The sequence below is a fragment of the Humiphilus diazotrophicus genome, from assembly GCF_059726315.1.
This window is the reverse complement of record NZ_AP040870.1, coordinates 838,874-858,994: the sequence shown is the minus strand read 5'-3', so window position 1 is coordinate 858,994 and position 20,121 is coordinate 838,874. Positions and strand designations below refer to the sequence as shown.

Genomic DNA, 20,121 nt, shown 5'->3' with positions numbered 1-20,121 from the left:
TCTTACCCCTGGCAGGAATAGTCCCGTTCTTAAATGACTTAGGAAATAAATATCTCGGGGCTACCAAGAAATAGATTTTCTGTCCGATATCTTGAGCGTGAAACTAGGGCCAAACCATACCGTTCATGACGATCCTCGTGGTTTCGCAGGAGAAAGGCCCTCGTCCGAAACGCTAAAGCGATGCGTCGGGCTATTGGTACAGGGGCTTATCATTCATTCGCCTCGGCTTGAGGATGCAACAAAAACTGAGTTCAGCCATGAGATGACGAAGCTTTTGGCTCGAACGCAACAGTCTGATACCGTCGAGCAGCTCATCCCCACTCTCGGTGCTGTTATCGATAGCTTTTCCGGTTATAGCAAGAAAATAGAGCGCTATGCAGAGAACGTCGAACGAGAGCTCGCTGCAATGTTGATACTTTTGTGCGAAGAGCTATTGCAGCGCGGACTGCCTCCGGCCATCGAAGAATGTCTTGGAAAACTGGGTGGAGAGATCAGTGATGCTAAGAGTCTCCAAGATTTTGTCCAAACCCGAAAAAATCTTCAAAAGGCCTTTCAATGGCAGATATCCGACAAAGATCTGCTAAATCAACAGGGTGAGATGTCTATCAATTTTGACTCATGGGAAAGTCCTACCGGCTTTCCCGGACCGGCAAAGGCTAAGGAGTATTTGGCAAAATTTCAGTCCGACGCTGGCTCGATATACGTCGTCATGTTTAGGCTATCGGCCCTTCACGCGATAGAACAGCGATATGGGGGCGAAGCAGCACAAGACTATCTGAATGCGACGTCGCAATACATGGTGCAGACTTTGCGGAGAGAAGACAGGCTTTTTCATTGGAGTCGGAATCTGCTGCTGGCTGTTATTGATCGTCACGTACCAGATACGGCTTTACGGATGGAGATGTCTCGACTCGTTGGTGCCAATCGTGAGCAGGTAATTGAGGTAAATAGCCGGAAGGTCATGATAGCCAATCCTATTAGTTTCGATATTCGTAGTCTGCCACGTTATGCAGGTGTCAATGAATTGATAGCTTCTTTTGATCCCTTTGTGAATAGCATTCTGTAAGAAAGAGAGTAGAAAGAGTGAGTCAGAGCATCTTTACGCAAACAGTCGATTGGAGCACCTGTGATATGTTTTTTCAATCTGCACCGGTTCCACTAAAGCAGATTGATGAACAGGGCTTGATCGTTCGCGCGAATCAGGCAGAATATTCTCTGCTCGGCTACTCTGCCGATGAGATGGTTGGAAAGCCACTCTGGACTTTTATTGCCGATGAAGATGAGTATCTGTCTCGGTGCCGCCATCGTGAATTGTTGAATGGGCAAAGCGATTTCTGTTCTCTTCAGCGACGCTACAAACGGAAATCCGGAGAATACCTGATTTGCGACGCAAAAATTAGGGTTATTCGAGATGCTGCAGGCCTGGGGAAAGGGCTCTATATCGCTCTTTTTGACATTACGCAGCAGTTGCAGCAGGATGCAGTACGCGATGATCGCCTCAAGTGGATGGAATCCTGTTTCCGGTCTCTTCACAATCCCACTCTGGTTCTGGATACGCTCGGCTGTATTCGCTACATGAATCGTGCCTGCGAAGAGTTGTTGGGGTGGAAAGAAGCGGAGGTTGCCGGATCCATCGCCGAAGAGTTGGTGCCGTGGTACGACCTTGTTGCTTATGACGGAAGTGTCCCGGATTGGCAGCGAGCTCTGACCGGCAGCTGGTTTGGAGCTACGACGATTTCCACTAAAGGCGGTATCTCCAGGAGGGTTGAAATGTCGGCAACGCCGATTATCTGCGACGATGGACTAGTAATTGGAATCGTAGCGATGTTTAGGCGTATGAGTAAAGGCTCAATATAGTAATACAACTCTTCGGTATTAATTGCAGGGAAGTGAGATTGTGTAACTGAATAAGTTATATAAACTCTTTTTATATCTCTGGCGAAGACTGCGATTTTGCCGGTCCTTCAGGTCCTCTCGCTCGGTTGCTAATAGACTATAGACGAACAACTTGCATCCAATGCCACAGAGGTTTGGATGAGATCGTTGGTTCCTCAGCCATGGAACAGAGCTCTTAAGCAACAAGATGAGTTTTTTGAACGTGTTGCTAGCTCCTCCCGGTCGATACTGATCACGGATTATGACGGTACCTTGGCTCCCTTTCAAAAGGACAAAATGCAGGCTTTTCCATATCCTGGGCTGGAAGAGCGGCTGTCCTGTTTGCAGTCGATTCCGGATGTCCGATTGGTGTTTGTAACTGGACGAGCTGCCAGGGAATTGAAATCTTTGATTCGTTTTTCGGCGTCGACGGAAATATGGGGCTCTCATGGCCGTGAGTACCTGAATGCCGAGGGCCAGTATCGGATCTATCCTTTGACCTCGGAGCAGGAAAGCGCTTTAAATGCAGTTCAGTCTGCGTTAGCGCAAAAAGGATATGCGCGGTCGATTGAAAGAAAGCCGACCAGTATGGCTGTTCACTGGAGAGGTGAGTCTCGGGAAGAACAGCGACGGATAGAGACTCTGGCGCGCTCTCTTGCAGAGCGATACACCCTTACAGAAGGTTTTGAAGCTATTCCTTTTGAAGCTGGAATAGAACTACGGGCGATAGGGCGCACCAAAGCCGATGCCGTCCGAGAGATCTTCCAGGATGAACGGGCTGATGCTATCTCTGCCTATTTAGGCGATGACAGGACCGACGAAGATGCTTTTCCGATGATGAGAGGAAAAGGCATATCGGTTCTGGTACGTCAGGAAATTCGTGAAAGTCTAGCCGACTATTGGATGAGTCCCCCGGAAGATCTAATAAATTTCTTCGATCACTGGATTCATTCGGCAAGGAGTAGATCATGCGCGAAAACTACGGGCGTCTGGTGATCGTTTCGAATCGCCTGCCGATTTCTTTTGAGAAGGATGGAGACGAACTTAAGGCCAAGCCTGGTAGTGGTGGGCTTATCACTGCATTGGAGCCTTTGCTGCGCGAAAACGGCGGAGTCTGGGTAGGAAATGCCGGTACTGAAAATTTTCCCGATACAGAGCGGTTGTTACGAGAGGAATCACGGAAACAAGCTTACGATTATGTTCCTATTTTCCTGACGAAAGAAGAACAGGAAAACTTCTATGAGGGGTTTGCTAATGAGGTGGTTTGGCCTTTATTCCACGATTTGCAGTCCCGCTGTAATTTCGATCCGAAGTATTGGGAGTTTTTCCTCCGTGTTAATGAGAAATTTGCGGAAGCGACGGCAAAAGTTGCTCGGCAGGGTGATCCGATCTGGATACACGACTATCAGCTGATGAATGTTGGGGCTGACCTGAGACCGCGCCTCTCCAAAAACGCCAAGATACATTTCTTCCTCCATATTCCGTTCCCGTCCCCCGATATATTCTCGAAGCTTCCTTGGCGTAGAGAGGTTTTGGAAGGACTTCTTGCCTACGATGTTGTCGGATTGCAGACCGAGCGCGATGTGCGGAATTTTCTCGGATGCCTAAGGTCTTGTGTCCCTCAGATCTCGATTTCCCGTAAGGGCGAGATGCATGGAATCCGTTACGGTTCTCAGGAGACCCTAGTTGGTGCGTTTCCTATCGGAATCGATTTCGATGGTTTTGCGAGTGCTGCTGCAAGCCCGGAAGTCGAAGAGAGAACGGTGCAGTTGAAGAAGAGTTTGATTGAAGTGAAGACGATTCTAGGTATTGATCGGCTTGATTATACAAAGGGAATTCTAGAGCGGATCAAGGGATTCTCAACACTTCTGCGCTTGTATCCGGAGTTTCGTCGACATACATCTCTTATTCAGGTTGCTGTTCCCAGCAGAGAGAACATTGCTGGTTATCAGCACCTGAAGGAAGAGATCCAGCGAATTGTGACTCAGGTGAATGGAGAGTTTGGCGAACCAGGCTGGGTTCCAATCAATTACATGTATCGCTCGATAACCAAGACAGAGCTTCTCGCTCTCTATCGTGTAGCTGATGTGGCGCTGGTAACTCCACTCAAGGATGGAATGAACCTGATTGCCAAAGAATATTGTGCCGCGCGTATCGACAAGCAGGGAGTGCTTGTTTTGAGCGAGTTTGCCGGAGCTGCTGCAGAGCTTCGCAATGGGGCGATTCTTGTCAATCCCTACGATGAGCTTGGTTTGGCAGCGGCTATGAATACTGCTCTGACCATGATGAAATCCGAGCAGCGGCGGAGAATGCTTCGCCTCCGGATGCAAATAAGACGGTCGAATCTGCATCATTGGGTGGAGCGCTTCTTGTCCGTGACCAGGGAAGGGAAATATGCAGAAGCAATGGAGCTGCCCCGCACAGCATAGGTCGTCTCTTACTCAATTAGCGTGAGATGCTCAGCTCGTTCCTGATCGTGTGCGCCGTAACGGTCAAAGTGCAGCAGTTGCTGCAACTGTTCGCGTTGCTCCCACCCTGCTTGTTCCAGGTCAGGACGAGGAGCAAATTCAGAGACGTAGCCTACGCAGAGATAAGCGATCAGCTCGATGTCTTCAGGAATTCCGAGAATCGTTCGTAGCTCATCTTTCGACAAGATGCTTACCCAGCCCACTCCTACACCTTCTACTCGTGCAGCCAACCATAGATTCTGGACTGCGCAAACACAGGAGTACAAGTCGGTTTCCGGCATGCTTTGCCTGCCGAGGCCGTGACCTCGTTGAGCCATTCGATTACAGGTGACGCATATGTTCAGCGGTGATGAGAGGATGCCCTGGAGCCGCAAGGACTGATACTGACGACGCTGTTCGTCCGCATAGATTGAAGCTGCAAGAAGGTTGGCTTGTTCGAAGCAATCGAAGATCCGTTGGCGAATCTCCCGGCTCTTAATTAGGACGAATTCCCAGGGCTGCATGAAGCCGACGGAGGGGGCATGGTGGGCTGCCATCAGAATTTGTCCTAGGACTTTGTCCGGGATCTCGGTTGGCAGGAACTGAGATCGAACGTCTCTTCGTTCGTAGATCGCTCGATAAACAGCTTTGCGTTCTTCATCGTTGAAATCGGAATGCCTGTCGCTCGATTCTTCTACGCCTTTCATACCGTTCATTATCTCAGCCCCATATGCTTCGGTTCAGATTAATCTGAAATTCTATAGCGCAGATAGGTTTTCCGGGCACGATGAGTATTCCTGTCACCTGTGCTGTACCTGGACGTTCTTCTTTAGAGAGTCGCCGGGCTTGAGCTCTACCAGAATTCCTCTCGTGAGATAAGGGCGAACCATATCGACATTTGTCCAGTCAATCTCCCAACCGCGTTCTAAAGCAAGCAAATAGTAGCGGCCAGGAAGAATACGTTCCAGGTTAAAGCTGCCATCGGAGTTGCTTTGATCTCTGCGCAGGAGTTCCGTGCTTTCCTGTGGGTTCTCAGGTATTAGTGCTACGACAACACCGCTGGCAGGTCTATCTCCTTTTTGAGCAAATCCATCGAGGGATGCAAGCCCTTTGATCATCTCAACCACGAGATGAACGCTCGTCTGCGTGGCTGGGATTGTAATGGTCTTGCCTGAAATTTTGGCTCCATCAGCTGCCATCTGCCCGATGAAAAAGGGCCCGGCATTTCTGGCTGCAACTCTGTATTGTCCTGCAGGCAAACTGATTTGGTAGGTCCCATCCGATTGCCTGGACGCTGTTTGAGACTGTTTTGTGGCATTCGTCGAGCGCTGGATCGGTTGAAACTCTAGAAAAGGATTGCTTTGAGCGTTGCTGCCCGCCGGCATGAGAATTTTTGCGGTGATCGTAGAGTTTTCTGTCGAAGAGGCCGTCTTTTCATTGATCGTGGCATTTCCCGTGAGATCGATCTCCCTCTTCATCTCTGCTGCGTTTGGAGCTCGTGAGCCAGGGGTATAGTGAAAGAGCTGAAGCTCGTATTTCCCTGGAGCCAGACCTGTAAATTCCATAGCGCCCGAAGTGCCTCGCAGCGCAGAGAATGGAACATAGGAAGTGGTTCCATCTGGCATCTTCTGCTGAATGCTGTAACTGAATTGTTGTCCCCTTTCTCTCGATCCTAGCTGAATCTTAAGGTGTAAAGCCGGAATAGGCGAGAGCGTGATATCTGCTTCAATTTGCTCGCCACCCTTCAAGAGAATGGGCTCGGCTGCTACCGGATCTGTAGCTCCGGGATAATAGATCGTTCCATAAGTAACATCGAGTTCGGGATTTGCGGGAGCGTCGTGCGAGTCTTCTGAATTCATGGTTGTGTGATCTGCATACCATGGGCGGGCACTTACCGACACATAATATGTTCCCGGATTCAGTCCTGCAAATTCGAAGCGGCCTCGATCATCGGTAGAAGTCATGGCCACGCGCTGCCACTCGCGATTTTCATCGTTTTGCCCTCTGGCACGGTATAGATGGACCTGCGCGTTTCTTGATGGTTCACTGGCTTCGTCAAGAACAAACCCAAAGATCAGCGAATTTGGAATCAGACGGAAAATAAGATTGGCTGTGTCTAGATTGGGGCCGGTGACGATGGCGGTCGAAAAACCATCGTGCTCCTCATAGGCACGAACCGGGAAGCCTCGCTTTTCCGCAATGAGCCGATATCTTCCACGAGGAACATGGTCGAAGTGAAAATATCCTTGTTCATCGGTGAGCATTTCCTGCTCAAGCGAGGTGGTTTGCGATGCTGTACCTGCTTCTTGCCCGGCTCTGGAGAAAAGGCGCATCGTGCAGTTGGATAGAGGCTCACTATTCGTATCGTTAACAGCTATGCCACTCACGCGGTACGTGGCAGATGTTTGCCCATAGCTTGACGTATGTCCCGCAATTAGTGACAGAAGCAGAACAATCGAAGCAAATCCTCGCATGCTTATCGTCCCTCGCCTGTTGCCCGGATCAGTTCGACATCGGCTGTAACTTCTCCATTGGGAGGAACTGTAATTACTTTCCCGATAGAAGCTAGCTGACGGATTGTTTCCGGGTTGCGATACTCTAGTTCCTGCTTTCGCTCGTAAGCCAGAATCACATAGTTACCGGGCGCCACATTACCAAGGGCATCTAGATTGCCAAGCGATCTAGAGATCCGCTGTTCAAAGGATCCACCCGGATCCTGAGGGACAAGATAAAGATATGCAGTTCCATTTACCGGCTGTCCGTTGCTGATGATCCTGGCCTTTACTTGTCCAAAATCATCCTGAAGAACAATGCGGATAGGTTCGCTACTCGACCCGGGTGCTATGGTGAGCGGCTCTCTCAACAGGTCATCTCCTCCGCACGTCATGGCTTTGACATAAAAGTTTCCTTGAGGATGCGCGATGACTGTAAATTTTCCAGGGGGGACGTTAGGGACGACTAGTCTTGTTTGCTCACCGGTCGCTTCAAGTGTTGAGAATCGTTGTTCTGAAAACTCCGGGGATGAGGAGGTCTGAAGCTGGATATTTACCAGCGAAAGGGCTGGTATCATCCGATTGCTGTTCTTCTGTGTGGTCGAAGTAGCGTTCTCAACCTGTACCGGAATATTGGTTGTCGGCTGCAGCACTAGGGAGACTCCATCTATATTGCCGCCTGCTACGGTAACCCGGGCTGTACCGCGCATCTCCAAACCAGGCCTGGGCCCATTTGCGAAGAAGACTCCTGTAATGTCAAAGGCCCCATTCGGGAGCATCATTCGAAAAAATCCAGTTTGCGGATCAAAATTGGCATTGATGAATACCGAATCTTTGTCTGCTGTTTGCACCTGAAATCGGCCCCACTGTCCACTTTCATTGCCTATTACGTGTCCGGTCACAGCATAGAAGCGTTCATGCCGGGGCGCGATCTGCAGATGAACATTCTGGCCCACGATGAGGTGTAGGGCAGGAATGTCATCTCTGGATAGAGCTGGTGGATAGTGTTCCGGCAGGTATCCTTCCTGCCCGGATGTCGTGATTGCACCCTCGGTTTTCAGTTGGGTGCTTACGTTGTAGTCGCCTGGGCTGAGATCTGCAAACCGGAATTCACCCTGAGAGTCAGTCCTTGAAAGCATTACCTGTTGCCATCGTTTTTGGCCATCTATGACCAACTGCTTTCGGAGTGTTATCTGCACATTGGCCAAAGGCCCGTTATCTGCTCCTTGGATAACTCCACTGATAATAGCTTCAGGGTAAAGGCGAAGGATTATCAGTGGGCTGGAGCCGACTGCCAGCGTATTGGGGAATAGTGGATATTGAGCTTGCTTCTGGTTTGTGTCTCCAAAGAATCCCGGCTTCTCAGCGAACAACAACAGTCCATTTAGTCCCGACATTGCGGGATCGACACTGAACTCAAATCTGCCCTCATGGTCGGTGAGAACTGCTTTAGGCGAAAATCGCACCAGCGCCCTTGGGATAGGACTGCCGGAGACAGCATTGATGACCTGTCCTGAAATTGTGTGGCTTTGGATGCTGCCATTGGAACTTCCGGAGGAGTCTTGGGCATGTCCTAAGGTACTTAGCAGTACAAAAATAGGAACCATGATGCCCAGTTGTAGCTTCCGTCGAAAGTAGATCTTTGATGCTGGAACATTTCCCGCATAGCTGTAGACCAAGCTGCAGAATCTTACGCAGCTTTCTACAAAAGAGAGCTGTTCTTCTCTATTCCCGGCAAGTCTATACCTACGCGGGAAATGCTCTAGAGTAGGTGGTTGAGGCAGAAAAGTGAAATTCAACCTCCGACTTCCTTCTGGCATTTCCAGATGCTCCTGTTCTGAACACACTATGCCATGAGCCTTTTGGGAAAGCCAAATGGTCAGAAGGCTTCAGGTTGTATAGTATGGCTCATCAGAAAACCCCGTAGAGTCGCTTCCTTTGGTGAAACGGCTACACCAGTATCCGAGCCCTGGTCTACAGGGAAGCCTTAAGATGCTTCACGCGTATCTTGATGACCCGCCTGCTTTTGGGAAAGATTCCCGGTGGAATATAGGCAATAAACAAGCTTTCAAACAAGTTCAATTCTTATATGGAGTCTTCTCTGTAGACAGAGTATGATCCTTCAAGAAATTGAGAATAGGTTTACAGGGCCATTAAATCTGATTTGTTCCGTTATTGGGGATTTATGGAAGAGTAATGGAAAGATGCTTCGGTTACTCCATGGGGTATTAGCTAAAAGGTAAATATATTCACCTTTGGGGCCAGATAAATCAATTCGTAAGGTAAGTGAAAATATATGGCATGGTTTAGCAAAGATCGTGGAACTCCGGCGCCGGACGCCGCAGAGCAAGAAGATAAGTTTCGACGTAGTCTTGCACTGCTGCTGGAAGGTATCCGGCTGCATACCTGTAATGAAGAGGATGCCTTTGCGCCCCACTTCAACCGTCTGATGCGGCAGCTTGGTACTCAGCTGGAATCGGCAAAAGATGAGTCCGAGTATCTCGGCGTGGTTACTGCTGCGATCGATGGCATGAAGAATGTCAAGCGTGACGCTACGGCTGTCATTACACAGACTAGGGAAGAATCGAAACTTCTGACTCGCTTTCTCATGACCAATTTAGTTGAGGCTCTGGCCGTTTCCAAACCCGAAGCTTCTGCGTTGATAGCGGACCGCGGGCCGGAATTCGAGCGGGCAAAGACTCCTGAAGAGTTGAAGGCTCTGCGCGAAAAACTGGAAGCTATCTTTGCTCCTGAAGAAAACAAAACCGCCAAACCGGAAGAGGCTCCTCAACAGAAAGAATGGAATGAGGAGGAAATCGAGGCAGAAACCGCAGATAGCCCGAGTGGTCTCCGTGGTCGTGCGAAAGCAAAGGAGAGCCTGATAAAGGCCCGTGAAAGTGGCCAGCCTCGCTATGCTGTAGTCCTGTTCCTCGAAGGATACACTGCCATCGAAGAGCGTTTTGGTTCTGATGCCGCTCAGGACTGTTTTATTGCTGCATGCAATTATCTGTTGCAGTCACTCGGTGGGAGCGATCAGCTCTTTCACTGGGACAGTCATGCCATGTTGGCCGTAATTGGCAGGGAGGGCAGAGCTACTGATGTCAACCTCGAGATGCTTCGCATCTGTTCTGCACGTCCGCAGCAAAGCATCCGCGTTGGTCAGCGGAGTGTATTGGCCGCCATGCCGATCAAGCCTCTGGTGCTGCCCGTTCATGAGATTGAGGATCACGAAGAACTTCTGCGGCAAATCGATCAGTTTGCCCGGCAATAACTAGAGTTCTGAAACAAGTTATCGCTTCAAAAGCGGAGGATAGATATCCAAATCTATCCTCCGCTTTCTGTTTCGGATGAAGCATTCGGTCATCTGCCACTCGATTCGTCACTTCGAAAAAGCCTTTTGTCTGAACAATCCACCCTTCATCTGAGAACACATGCGCCGCAAATCCCAGCGGGAGAGAATTCTCTACGAAAGAGAGGTTCTCATGTTCGCCAAGGTCATATCGCTTCTTGCAATCTCGATGATCATTAGCGGAAAGCCCGCACTAATTGGACAAGTGTCGCTGCAAAATACCTGGACTTTGCCTCAGGGGATGAGTATCAAAGACGAAGGTCAGCGTACCTATCGTTTCACTGTCGAATACAGTGTCGCCAATAGCAAAGGAGACGTAACTCAACGTCAACGTCTGGTTGGTGAATATACCAGAGGATTACCTGGGGGAGAGGTTTCGTGGAAGAACGTCACACAATCGGATGCAGTCGGGTCCACCTCTCCCTTTGAAAAATCGCAGAAACGCGATTTCATGGAGGGATTCCATTATCGTAATGATCCGTCTTTAATACTTTCTTCCGGGTTTTTTAAAACTTTTCCTTCGACGGCGATTTATGAGCGCAACCTTGTTTGGGATACCGGAATGATCGAGAGTTTTGGACAAAACTTCTTCGAATACTTAAAGCTAAGCGAGCCATTTGTCCCTATAGCAGGCCAGAATCTGCAGATTCCCGATCTCGGTATTTTCCGCAACCACCGAGTCCAATTACAGTGGATCGGGCGATCCCAGCGGAATGGTCAGGAATGTGCGGTGATTCAATATCAGGCATTTTTCAATAGTCTGGATTTTGACAAGAGTGGTATGACGATGAAAGGCCGCAGCGATTATTGGGGAGAGATATGGGTTTCTCTGACTACTAAGCAAATCGAGTATGGCACGATATATGAAAGTGTCATGGGGGAAATGAAGTTGCCAGGTCAGGAAAAGGTAGAGCCGGTTCATGTTTTTCGAACAGGTGTCTTTGAACCGATTAACATGAAACAGCCAAATTGATTCCCGATTGCTACAGGTGTCTTCAATGAAAAATAGATGGATTTTTTCTTTGGTGTGGACCAATCTCGCCGTAGCGGTCATGCTGATGGTTCTTGTTGCTGGGAATCAAATTCACAGCGGGAAAGAACTGGTACACACCATTTTCTATTCCTTGGTTTATGCCAATATTGCTTCTGTGCTAGCGCTCCTTACTATTGGGTGGATTTCGGAAATGCACCCTTTTCGTAAGCTCAAACCTGTTCCGATGATGTTGTTATGCGTTGTTCTGTTTACGGCTCTCGGGTGTTTATTGGCACAAGCACTGCTGGTTGGCGCCGGTGTATTTCCTGCGGCTCATTTCTGGCTAAGTTATATGACGACTTTACGTCGGGCCATCCCTCTCGCTATTCTTTTCGGTTCGGGAGCGATAGCACATTCTATTTTGTTGCACCGCGTTCAACAGGCGGAGAATGAGCTTCATCGAAAAGAAATAGCGGAAGAGAGAACGAACAAGCTACTCGCGGAAGCCCGCCTCCAATCTCTGGAATCTCGAATCCATCCGCATTTTCTCTTCAATACTTTAAACTCGATCAGCTCGTTGATCACTGTAGATCCTTCTCTGGCAGAACAGTTAGTAGGACGGTTGGCAGCCCTTCTACGAGCTTCGCTGGATCACAGTAATCAGTCGCTGATTCCCCTCCGGCAAGAGTTGGAGATGGTTGAAAGCTACCTCGATATTGAGAAGGTTCGCTTCGGAGGCAGGCTCCGCGCAACTGTGGACATTAGTTCGGGCGTACACGAGCTTAAAGTTCCGCCGATGTCCGTGCAATCTCTGGTAGAGAATGCTGTGAAGCATGGGATCGCACCTTTGAACGGTGGCGGGGATCTTTGGGTCATAGCAACCATAGAAGGTAACTGTCTCCGTGTAGAAGTGCGGGATAGTGGACCGGGTTTTGATTTAACATCTGTCCGTGCAGGTCACGGGCTGGATAATCTGGTCGGGCGTCTTGATTCTCTTTTCGGTTCAGAAGCTCGACTCAATGTCTTGCGTAAAGATGGTTATTCTGTGGCTGCAATGGTGTTGCCGCGTATATGAAACTTACTGCTTATCTTGTGGACGATGAACCCTTAGCTCTTGAACGCCTTCGGAGGTTGTTGAACGACGCCGGTTCTGTCGAAGTCGTTGGCAGTACAACGGAACCGGAAGCTGCCGTGCAGGCTTTACATGTTGCTCAGCCCGACGTGTGCTTTCTGGATATCGAGATGCCGCGCCTGACCGGATTTGACGTTCTGGCTCGCTTACCGAAACAGCCTATCGTTGTTTTCACTACTGCTTATGATCAATACGCGCTAAGAGCTTTTGGCGTTAACTCTGTTGACTATCTTCTGAAACCGATTGAGCCCGAAGCTTTGCAGCGTGCCCTAGACAAGATTCACTGTTTGAGAAATACGGACAAACAGCTGCAGCCGAATTTTCAAGAGACTCTGAAGCATCTTAAGCATTCCCTGGAGGAATTGGCAGGGAAATATCCTGAGCGTATTGCGTCCCGTTTAGGGGATCGTCTCTGGTTTCTGGATTTGCCGCAGGTGACACACTTCTATGCCGAGAATAAGCTCACCTATGCCGTATCTGCAGGCAAAAGCTATTGTGTAGATTATTCGATTATGGATCTCGAAAAGAAGCTGGATCCCAGAAAGTTTGTTCGCATTCATCGCAGCACAATTGTTAATGTGCATTGGATTAAGGATGCCAGCTCACTCCCTGGCGGCTCCTTGAACCTTCGCTTGCGCGATGCCAGAGAAACCAATCTGACGGTTGCGCGTGATCGGGTGCATGATTTTAAGCTACAGCTTGGTTGTTAGGCTTCCAGCTGCGTTCTGAGACAATCTCGTCCCAAGGAATGATTGGTGAGGTGCTTTGAGGAATGACCTCGGCGTAAATCTTGCGGCAGAATTCCTGGAAGACGGTATATCCGTCATTAAAGTACCTTCTTATGAGTTCGGGGAGATTCGTCTGGTTGAGATTTCCCAGAGCGAATTGGGGATTGAGAGTAGCGATTTCGGGCAAAACCGTTCCGTCTTCACGAATAATCAGGCGCTTGATCTCTTTGGATACCAGCCTGTGACAGCGTGCACCGTTGCAGACGTATGCGGCGCAAGGATGCTCCAACAGAAAGCTTCGCGCTTTGTAGTGCAGGCTGAACCGTAGTCCCGCATCCGAGTATTTATGACCGAGATCCGATAGGCGCGAGAACAGGGTAAGCATCTCCGGTTCGGATAGCATTGAATCGCTGATCTGACTGCCACGCCCGATAGCTTGCAATGGCTGCACGCTGACTCTCTGAACATTGTTTGCTCTAGCCCATTCAGCGATCCACGGCAGCATGTCCTCGTTTTCACGAGTAATTGTTATCACAGCAGCGACGTTTATCTTGTCGGAGACAAGTGCCCGAATCGTCTCTGTAGACGCTGCAAAGGCTCCGGACATGCCGCGGAAGCGATCATGATACTCCTCCGGTCCGTCGATGCTGATTTGTACTCCCGCATGTGCATCCTTAATCCATTGTCTTTGCTCGGTGCCAATTTTCGTGCCGTTAGTTGAAAGGAAGAGCTGAAATTGGAGGGGTCTTGTTAGCGATTTCAGCAGCTTTTCTATTTCCGGATATAGGAACGGCTCACCGCCGGTTAAGTGTACCGTGCGAATTCCCAATGAAACTGCGTCCTGCAGTGCTCGGCGTACAAGATCGAAAGGCAGCATGGTGCCATGATGCGATACAGCGTTCATGTAGCAATGCCGACAGTGGAGATTGCATTGGTTTAGCAGATGTATGACCAGAGTTCCAGATTCGTCGGTCGCAGAGGCGAGAGTGTTCTGTAGGATATGCATGGCCAATCCTTGTACGCAATGGGGCGATTACTGGGACTTGTAATCGCCCCAGACTGATTGTTATGCAGCTGATTTCTTGATGGTTTGTTCTACGAGTCGAGTCGTTTCGACTTTCGCTCTCTCGCGAAGGATGTCTTCAAAAATTCCCTTCGGATATGGCCAGTGGCGTGGGCCATTGCCGTATCCGGGCTCGTCATCGAATCCACGCGTGATCGTAACTCCACCGGTAGTACCGGTGGCCACATGGTTGATGATTTCGGATTGGATATGTGCCGACGCAAGAGCGGAAAGGGCATCGACAAATTCCGTCAATCTTCCGCTTTCAACGATCTTCTTTAGGGATGTCGGGTTGATAGTGAGTTTGAAAGTAATAGGAGACTTCTGTTCAAGGTCCATAGGGAACCTCCATTGTGGGACCTGAGAAGAAGCGCTCGGGTAAGAAAGGTAACAACCGCGACGGAGGTTATCTTCCCGGGCGCAGTGTCGGGAAAGGTATAGTAAGGAAAAACCAATATCTGTGATGTACGATACGTAGGCCTGTTATTAGCCAGGCAGCTTTCTCCGTGCTTGTAATGCTACGAAACCGTCTTTAAATCGTGTGAGTGCTACCTCTCTGAATATAGGAGCTTTGTCCGCCGCCCATGTGTAACCAGATTTCGACTAATACTGCGTTAATTGTGAATCCAATCCAAAATGCAATGCCGAAGAATTGCTGCGGTACAAGGTGGGTGAAGGAACCGGTAGCAAAGAATATTGCCATTACGGGGCGGGTTGTAGCGATTCCCGGGAGAATTCCGGCTGCACGAAGGAGCCATGGGCGTTGGATCTCAGTTTCCTTTCTGCTCCAGTACCAGTAAGCCCGTAACAGCGAATAGAGAAACAGAGTATTGAAAACCAGAACCGCAGAGCGTTCTGTCCAACCTCCGATCGCAGTCGCGCTCATAGCATAGGCAGTAATACTTACCACAACTCCGAGTGGGAAAAGTATCGGTTCCACGCGAGCTTTGCGGAATAGCGCAAGCGGAAGCAGCAAAACAAATGAGAGCGCTGGCAGAATATGAGCAAGTGTTAAGTCGATATGTGATTCGAATACTGCATCGAGATTCTCTATTCCCGGATGTCCTGTTTGCGAGGGATAGCTGAGAGCTATAAGTCTGCGCAATACTGCGGCGACGGCAATGATAATACAGAACCAGAAACCGATTCGTATCCAATGATGTGACTTAATTCCAGATTCATGTTGCGTTTTCGGAACTAAAATGAATCGGTTCACATCTACTCCTGATAATTCCTCCTCTATTCCATCAAGTGCTTGTGGCTTGCGCGATAAAGATTGGCTAAGTTAGGTGAAGTTTTGTAAAGATTTTTGTGTGCTAAATTTCGGCAAACCGATTTATCTAGCCATACATCGCATCGTTACAAACAGTCCGAATCGGGGTGGGTATTCGTCGCCTTTCGATCTGCAATATCGTCCAACGCCTGTATTCTTGCCATATACGACAGCCTGATGCTCGACGCCGGAATGAAGCTACCGCTGCGGAATAGAGCGTGCGGGATTTCCTACGACTGTTGTTCCTGGTTCAACGTCGCGAACCACTACGGCTCCGGCTCCGATAATGGCGTCGTCTCCCACCGTTAATCCTGGAAGCAGTATTGCTCCGCCACCGATCCAGACGTTCTTTCCAATTCTGACGTTTTTGCCATTTTCTTTATCGATGAGACGCAGATCGGCATCGCGCGGGTGGTCAGCTGCATAGATGTGTACTCCGGGGCCGATTTGAGTGCGATCTCCAATATGGATAGGCATGACGTCGAGCAATACACAGTTGAAGTTGAAGAAAACGTTATTGCCCAGGTGGATGTTGTATCCATAATCGCAAAAGAAGGGAGATCGAATTTCAACTTCTTCTCCCATTGAACCCAAAAGGCTCTGGAGGAGCATGCGCCGAGCTCCAGGGTCACTCGTGGCATTGAGCTGAAGGAACTTTAGTTCCGCTTGCCGACGCTCTTCTACCAGCAAGGGGTCCGTGGCAAGGTAGAATTCACCCCTCAGCATCTTTTCTTTTTCTGTCATATCTCTCTTTACGATGCAAGTTCCACCCGGTTGGCGGCAGTACACAAGGGTATTATGAGCTTGATCTCAATCCATAATTTCAGCCATACCGAAAATGCCCTAAAAGTTGATCCGCAGGGCATGAAAGCAGCCGCACATCTGCTGCGATGAGTGTTGTTGCTGGAATCACTCAGCCTTTATTATTTTCATCTCCGATTCACATCTGTCCGGATGAGATCGTCTTTAAGAGAATAAAATCAATAGGTTGGAAATAAAGCTCAAAACCTTGGGATCTATGAATAAATTTGCTCTGGCGGTTCTTCTTGGCAGCCTCTCTCTTCCTGCGATTGCTCAGGTAGACATCAAACCTCAGGATGATCGTATCGATATTGCGATCGATGGCAAGCCCTTCACCTCGCTGCATAGGGGGCTTGATGCCAACAAACCTTATATGTATCCGCTACGGACAGCTTCCGGCAAGATTGTAACCAGGGGGTTCCCTATGGAGCAGGCGGCCGGGGAATCTATCGATCATCCACATCAGCGTAGTTTATGGATAGGGGCTGAGCGTGTCAGCGGTATTGATTTCTGGGAGAACGAACCCTCCTATGATCGCCCTCATAAGGGAAAGATTCTCTTTCGCCGTCTTCTAGCCCTCCATAATGGCAAAGAGAAGGGTGATCTGACCATTGCTGCTGACTGGGTAAGCCCCACAGGGGAGCCCCTCATCGATGAAACTCTTAGCATGACCTTTTATGCAGGTACTCAACAAAATCGAATTTTCGATATCGATTTGACGTTGACTGCAAAGAAGAAAGTCACCTTTGAGGATGATCACGATGCCATCCTAGGGTTGCGACTAGCGGCTCCTTTTGAAGAGAGCCACGGCGGTAAGGTCCAGAATGCAGCGGGGGTTGAAGGCGCCGATCATGTACGTGGGACACATTCTCCGTGGGTAGATTGGCAGGCCGATCTCAATGGGGAGAAAGTTGGGGTCACGATCATGGATCACCCCGGAAATTTCCGTTATCCAACTCCCTGGCACGTGCGGCCTTATGGAATGCTTTTTGCCAGTCCTTTTGCTCAGCATGATTTTTCGAAAGATATTCCGGATGGGAGCCTGACTCTCGAACCCGGTAAGAAGCTCCATTTGAAATACAGGATTTTGGTTCATCCGGCAGACATCTCCGTCGCCGGACAGTTCAAGGAGTTCGCAGCAAAATGAGGTTTTTGCCTGTCCTTATCGCGTTTCTTGTGTTCCACCTGCCCACCACGCTATGGGCCGCGACAACAACTCTACATGGAATTGTGACAGCAGGTTCTCCTGCCTCTCCGATCCGCAATGCAAAGGTTTCGCTTCGTTCCGGGGCGCAGGAACGAAGCTCTCGAACCGACGAGGTAGGGAATTACAGCTTCAGTTCTCTTGAAGCGAACCGTGCCTATACATTGATTATCGAAGCAGAGGGACTACGGACGTTTACTCAAACGCTTCAGCCTCTAGGTGACGGAGAAGCCCGACAGATCGACATCAAAATGGAGATTGTCGGTGCATATGACTCTGTGCGAGTTTCCGGCGAGATGATGGATTTAGCCGGACAGTCGGCGAATGTTAGCCAGATTGTTTCCTCACAAGATTTGAACGAACTTCCTTCTGTGACTCGTTCTGTTGCAAAATCTGCCCTTCTCGATCCCCACGTACGGCAGACGATCGGTCTGGGATCCGACTATCAGGACAGTAATCGTCTTTCCATCAATGCGGCATCCTATAGAAATACCGCCTACGTTCTGGACGGAACCACTACCTATGACTGGATCTATTCGGTCGCACCTATTGAAGTGGTGTCCTTGGGTGCCACCCGCGAGATGAAAGTTCTGACCGGCGAATACTCGGCTCAGTATGGAACTTCTACCAGCGGTGTGCTGGTCATGACGACCAACCGAGGGGGTAGTCACTATCATGGTGAGGCTTTTACCTTTATCCGTCCTAGCGGAATTCAGGCATCGGCTCCCTTAGCCAGTTTTCATATCCCCAACGAACGTGAAGATTGGGGAGGCTCTGTCGGTGGTCCTTTAAGAGATGAGCGTACCACCTTCTTTGCCAATTACGAGGGTGCCAGGCAGGATCGCGGTGCCTACATACAGTCTCCTAAGCCCGGCTTTTTCGACGGACAGGTGCACGAGTACTATTCTCTACTACGCTTGGATCATAAGCTTACGGACAGGCATTCTTTAGCGGTGAGGCTCAATGGAAACCATTACGAGTCGAACAATGTAAATGACCGTATCTCAGGCTTTAACCAGCCTAGCACTGGACGGTACGCACGGACACAAGCCTGGGGAGGTCAAATCACAGAACAGAGCCTCTTCGAAAACAAAATCAATCAAGCGCGGTTTTCCTTCGTCAATTATTTCCCTGACAGTGCGATTCCGTTACAGACCTCTGTAGCTGTTGTTCGTCCAAACTACAGTACTGAGGGGTTTTCCACCTCAAACTGGGTGCATGCCCAAAACTTCACCATGGGAGATCTTCTCGCTGTCCACCAGAACAGACACGACTGGAAGATCGGCGCCGAAGTTTCCTACCTGAAGGCCAAGGACTATTCCTATACGCCGTATGGGACCTACACGTTTGCCTCCGGTGCTCCTCAACCAGGACAACACCCGCTCAGCTACAGCCAGACTTTCGGAACAGCCTTTCTCCGTTATGACCAGACAGAGATAAATGCTTTTGTGCAGGACGAATTCAAACTTTCTCCCTCTTTGGTCGCCAGCCTTGGTTTGCGTTATGAATTTCAGACCTTGACTGATAATCATGCGAACTTTGCGCCGCGAGTTGGCCTCTCCTGGGATGTACGTGGAAATGGAAAGACCGTCGTTCGCGTTGCCACCGGTCTCTTCTACGACCAGTATTATCTCTACATCGCGAGACGCTTTCGGACCCTGGGACCCAACGCTCCAACGGCAACTTACTCCTTGAATTATGGAGATCCGGGCTTTCCATCCTTCCCGAATTCTCTCTTGACGCCTCCATCCGGAGCTTCGTCCGGTAAGAGAGATTTGTACCTGCGTCCGAGTCAGCTCTCCAATCCCTACGCATTGCAGGTTTCGGCAGGTATTGAGCAGCAGCTTGGCGGGGGACTGGTGTTGACTATTTCGGGCTTACATTCTCATACGTTAAAGCAGATGAGAGTCAACGATATCAACCATCCCACGCCCTTTATCCGCACTGGTCCCGGGCAATATCGTGGAGGTACCTTGGCCAGTGCTGCGGCGGCAGCCAATGCTACACGTCCATATCAGACCTATGATGGATTAGCGGTGCGGGATATCGCGGTTATTGAAAACACCGCTTCCAGCATCTACGATTCACTCGATGTTGGTGTGACAGAACGAGTGGGACAACGGCTCCAACTTGCGGCCCACTATGTACTGTCCGATTCTGTCGCGTATTCGATGTTCTATTCGGATGCAAACAGTGGGGTACCGAACGAATGGAATAATCTAGAGAGCGCCGAGCGGGGTCCAAGCGATTTTTATCAACGGAACAGGTTCGTTGCCGACGCACTTGTTGGATTGCCCTTTAAGTCTCAGTTTGCTCTGGTTGCGACAACTGCTTCCGGGCTTCCCGTAAATCCGATTACCGGGGATGACAATAATGGCGATAGTTATGCGGTTGACCGGCCTGTGGGGTTTGGAAGGAACTCATTCCGTGGGCCATTGCAGGCCGATGTAGATGTTGCCGTTTCCAAGCGGTTCCAAGTGCATCCGCGATTGCAGCTGGAGACACGGGTGGAGACAGATAATCTCTTTAACCGTCACAACTTTATTACGGTGAACAATGTCTATGGAGAAGGAGCCAAGCCACTGGCCACCTTTCTTTCTCCAAAGTCGGGAATTACAAATGCCGATCCCGCGAGACAGTTTCAGTTTGCTACTCGATTCTTGTTCTAGACCGTTTTCACAAATACGGTGTCTGGACAAGCGAAAGCCAAGCGCGGCTTTTCTTGATGGAAAAGCCGCGCCGAAGTTTTCTCCAGCAGATACATCGTTTGTGAGATCGTACTCA

Annotated in this window: 17 protein-coding genes; 10 read left to right on the top strand and 7 right to left on the bottom strand. The window is 49.6% G+C overall.

Features of this window, described 5'->3' with window-relative positions:
* The first annotated feature begins 262 nt into the window (after nt 1-262).
* The 4 genes from AC6I7T_RS05095 to AC6I7T_RS05080 all read left to right on the top strand — a co-directional run bounded on the left by AC6I7T_RS05095 (nt 263) and on the right by AC6I7T_RS05080 (nt 4,304).
* On the top strand, nt 263-1,066 hold the full coding sequence (locus AC6I7T_RS05095; protein ID WP_497792240.1) for a hypothetical protein: 804 nt from the start codon (nt 263-265) through the stop codon (nt 1,064-1,066).
* Between the two features lie 65 nt (nt 1,067-1,131).
* Nucleotides 1,132-1,857, top strand: a complete 726-nt coding sequence (locus AC6I7T_RS05090) for a PAS domain-containing protein (RefSeq protein WP_497792239.1) — start codon at nt 1,132-1,134, stop codon at nt 1,855-1,857.
* A gap of 177 nt (nt 1,858-2,034) precedes the next feature.
* The gene (otsB, locus tag AC6I7T_RS05085) at nt 2,035-2,871 is read left to right on the top strand and encodes a trehalose-phosphatase (RefSeq protein WP_497792238.1); all 837 of its coding nucleotides are present in this window, start codon (nt 2,035-2,037) and stop codon (nt 2,869-2,871) included.
* Entirely contained in the window at nt 2,844-4,304 is a 1,461-nt protein-coding gene (locus tag AC6I7T_RS05080; RefSeq protein WP_497792237.1) for an alpha,alpha-trehalose-phosphate synthase (UDP-forming), read from the top strand. The genes otsB and AC6I7T_RS05080 overlap by 28 nt, the downstream gene beginning before the upstream one ends.
* Before the next feature lie 8 nt (nt 4,305-4,312).
* Here AC6I7T_RS05080 and bluB read toward each other — a convergent pair whose 3' ends face one another.
* The 3 genes from bluB to AC6I7T_RS05065 form a co-directional block, all read right to left on the bottom strand.
* Nucleotides 4,313-5,038: a 5,6-dimethylbenzimidazole synthase gene (gene bluB / locus AC6I7T_RS05075; protein ID WP_497792236.1), complete on the bottom strand. Its 726-nt coding sequence runs from the start codon at nt 5,036-5,038 to the stop codon at nt 4,313-4,315.
* An 84-nt stretch (nt 5,039-5,122) separates the two neighbouring features.
* Nucleotides 5,123-6,796, bottom strand: coding sequence for an MSCRAMM family protein (locus AC6I7T_RS05070; protein WP_497792235.1), 1,674 nt, complete (start codon nt 6,794-6,796; stop codon nt 5,123-5,125).
* 2 nt (nt 6,797-6,798) lie between these two features.
* Nucleotides 6,799-8,421, bottom strand: a complete 1,623-nt coding sequence (locus AC6I7T_RS05065) for a carboxypeptidase-like regulatory domain-containing protein (protein WP_497792234.1) — start codon at nt 8,419-8,421, stop codon at nt 6,799-6,801.
* Between the two features lie 689 nt (nt 8,422-9,110).
* Here AC6I7T_RS05065 and AC6I7T_RS05060 point away from each other — a divergent pair.
* The 4 genes from AC6I7T_RS05060 (at nt 9,111) to AC6I7T_RS05045 (ending at nt 12,978) form a co-directional block, all read left to right on the top strand.
* A complete protein-coding gene (locus AC6I7T_RS05060) occupies nt 9,111-10,085 on the top strand; it encodes a hypothetical protein (protein ID WP_497792232.1) in 975 nt (324 codons plus the stop codon).
* A 160-nt stretch (nt 10,086-10,245) separates the two neighbouring features.
* Entirely contained in the window at nt 10,246-11,136 is an 891-nt protein-coding gene (locus tag AC6I7T_RS05055) for a hypothetical protein (RefSeq protein WP_497792231.1), read from the top strand.
* 25 nt (nt 11,137-11,161) lie between these two features.
* Nucleotides 11,162-12,211, top strand: coding sequence for a sensor histidine kinase (locus AC6I7T_RS05050; RefSeq protein WP_497792230.1), 1,050 nt, complete (start codon nt 11,162-11,164; stop codon nt 12,209-12,211).
* Nucleotides 12,208-12,978 (top strand): LytR/AlgR family response regulator transcription factor, encoded by a 771-nt coding sequence (locus AC6I7T_RS05045; RefSeq protein WP_497792229.1) that lies wholly within the window; start codon nt 12,208-12,210, stop codon nt 12,976-12,978. Before AC6I7T_RS05050 ends, AC6I7T_RS05045 begins: the two co-directional genes overlap by 4 nt.
* Here AC6I7T_RS05045 and AC6I7T_RS05040 read toward each other — a convergent pair.
* From AC6I7T_RS05040 to AC6I7T_RS05025, 4 genes are all read right to left on the bottom strand, one after another.
* Complete coding sequence (locus tag AC6I7T_RS05040; protein ID WP_497792228.1) at nt 12,956-14,002, bottom strand: radical SAM/SPASM domain-containing protein; 1,047 nt, start codon at nt 14,000-14,002, stop codon at nt 12,956-12,958. The two genes, AC6I7T_RS05045 and AC6I7T_RS05040, sit on opposite strands and share 23 nt — an antisense overlap.
* 60 nt (nt 14,003-14,062) lie before the next feature.
* The gene (locus tag AC6I7T_RS05035; RefSeq protein ID WP_497792227.1) at nt 14,063-14,398 is read right to left on the bottom strand and encodes a hypothetical protein; all 336 of its coding nucleotides are present in this window, start codon (nt 14,396-14,398) and stop codon (nt 14,063-14,065) included.
* Nucleotides 14,399-14,591: 193 nt separating this feature from the next.
* Nucleotides 14,592-15,275 carry a DUF2306 domain-containing protein gene (locus AC6I7T_RS05030; RefSeq protein WP_497792226.1) on the bottom strand — a complete coding sequence of 228 codons (684 nt, stop codon included), beginning with the start codon at nt 15,273-15,275 and terminating at the stop codon, nt 14,592-14,594.
* Nucleotides 15,276-15,530: 255 nt separating this feature from the next.
* Complete coding sequence (locus tag AC6I7T_RS05025) at nt 15,531-16,076, bottom strand: sugar O-acetyltransferase (protein WP_497792225.1); 546 nt, start codon at nt 16,074-16,076, stop codon at nt 15,531-15,533.
* A 274-nt stretch (nt 16,077-16,350) separates the two neighbouring features.
* Here AC6I7T_RS05025 and AC6I7T_RS05020 point away from each other — a divergent pair, with 274 nt between their 5' ends.
* Together AC6I7T_RS05020 and AC6I7T_RS05015 are read left to right on the top strand one after the other, a co-directional pair.
* Nucleotides 16,351-17,280, top strand: a complete 930-nt coding sequence (locus AC6I7T_RS05020) for a DUF6807 domain-containing protein (RefSeq protein WP_497792224.1) — start codon at nt 16,351-16,353, stop codon at nt 17,278-17,280.
* A complete protein-coding gene (locus tag AC6I7T_RS05015; RefSeq protein ID WP_497792223.1) occupies nt 17,277-20,006 on the top strand; it encodes a TonB-dependent receptor in 2,730 nt (909 codons plus the stop codon). Before AC6I7T_RS05020 ends, AC6I7T_RS05015 begins: the two co-directional genes overlap by 4 nt.
* Nucleotides 20,007-20,121: the final 115 nt, after the last annotated feature.

Excerpts from the sequence above, each read along its gene's own strand:
- otsB (WP_497792238.1), top strand. The coding sequence starts at position 2,035 with ATGAGATCGTTGGTTCCTCAGCCATGGAACAGAGCTCTTAAGCAACAA.
- AC6I7T_RS05025 (WP_497792225.1), bottom strand. The coding sequence starts at position 16,076 with ATGACAGAAAAAGAAAAGATGCTGAGGGGTGAATTCTACCTTGCCACG.
- AC6I7T_RS05060 (WP_497792232.1), top strand. The coding sequence starts at position 9,111 with ATGGCATGGTTTAGCAAAGATCGTGGAACTCCGGCGCCGGACGCCGCA.
- AC6I7T_RS05045 (WP_497792229.1), top strand. The coding sequence starts at position 12,208 with ATGAAACTTACTGCTTATCTTGTGGACGATGAACCCTTAGCTCTTGAA.
- AC6I7T_RS05055 (WP_497792231.1), top strand. The coding sequence starts at position 10,246 with ATGCGCCGCAAATCCCAGCGGGAGAGAATTCTCTACGAAAGAGAGGTT.
- AC6I7T_RS05070 (WP_497792235.1), bottom strand. The coding sequence starts at position 6,796 with ATGCGAGGATTTGCTTCGATTGTTCTGCTTCTGTCACTAATTGCGGGA.
- AC6I7T_RS05040 (WP_497792228.1), bottom strand. The coding sequence starts at position 14,002 with ATGCATATCCTACAGAACACTCTCGCCTCTGCGACCGACGAATCTGGA.
- AC6I7T_RS05090 (WP_497792239.1), top strand. The coding sequence starts at position 1,132 with ATGTTTTTTCAATCTGCACCGGTTCCACTAAAGCAGATTGATGAACAG.
- AC6I7T_RS05095 (WP_497792240.1), top strand. The coding sequence starts at position 263 with ATGACGAAGCTTTTGGCTCGAACGCAACAGTCTGATACCGTCGAGCAG.
- AC6I7T_RS05020 (WP_497792224.1), top strand. The coding sequence starts at position 16,351 with ATGAATAAATTTGCTCTGGCGGTTCTTCTTGGCAGCCTCTCTCTTCCT.
- AC6I7T_RS05050 (WP_497792230.1), top strand. The coding sequence starts at position 11,162 with ATGAAAAATAGATGGATTTTTTCTTTGGTGTGGACCAATCTCGCCGTA.
- AC6I7T_RS05065 (WP_497792234.1), bottom strand. The coding sequence starts at position 8,421 with ATGGTTCCTATTTTTGTACTGCTAAGTACCTTAGGACATGCCCAAGAC.
- AC6I7T_RS05080 (WP_497792237.1), top strand. The coding sequence starts at position 2,844 with ATGCGCGAAAACTACGGGCGTCTGGTGATCGTTTCGAATCGCCTGCCG.
- AC6I7T_RS05015 (WP_497792223.1), top strand. The coding sequence starts at position 17,277 with ATGAGGTTTTTGCCTGTCCTTATCGCGTTTCTTGTGTTCCACCTGCCC.
- bluB (WP_497792236.1), bottom strand. The coding sequence starts at position 5,038 with ATGAACGGTATGAAAGGCGTAGAAGAATCGAGCGACAGGCATTCCGAT.
- AC6I7T_RS05035 (WP_497792227.1), bottom strand. The coding sequence starts at position 14,398 with ATGGACCTTGAACAGAAGTCTCCTATTACTTTCAAACTCACTATCAAC.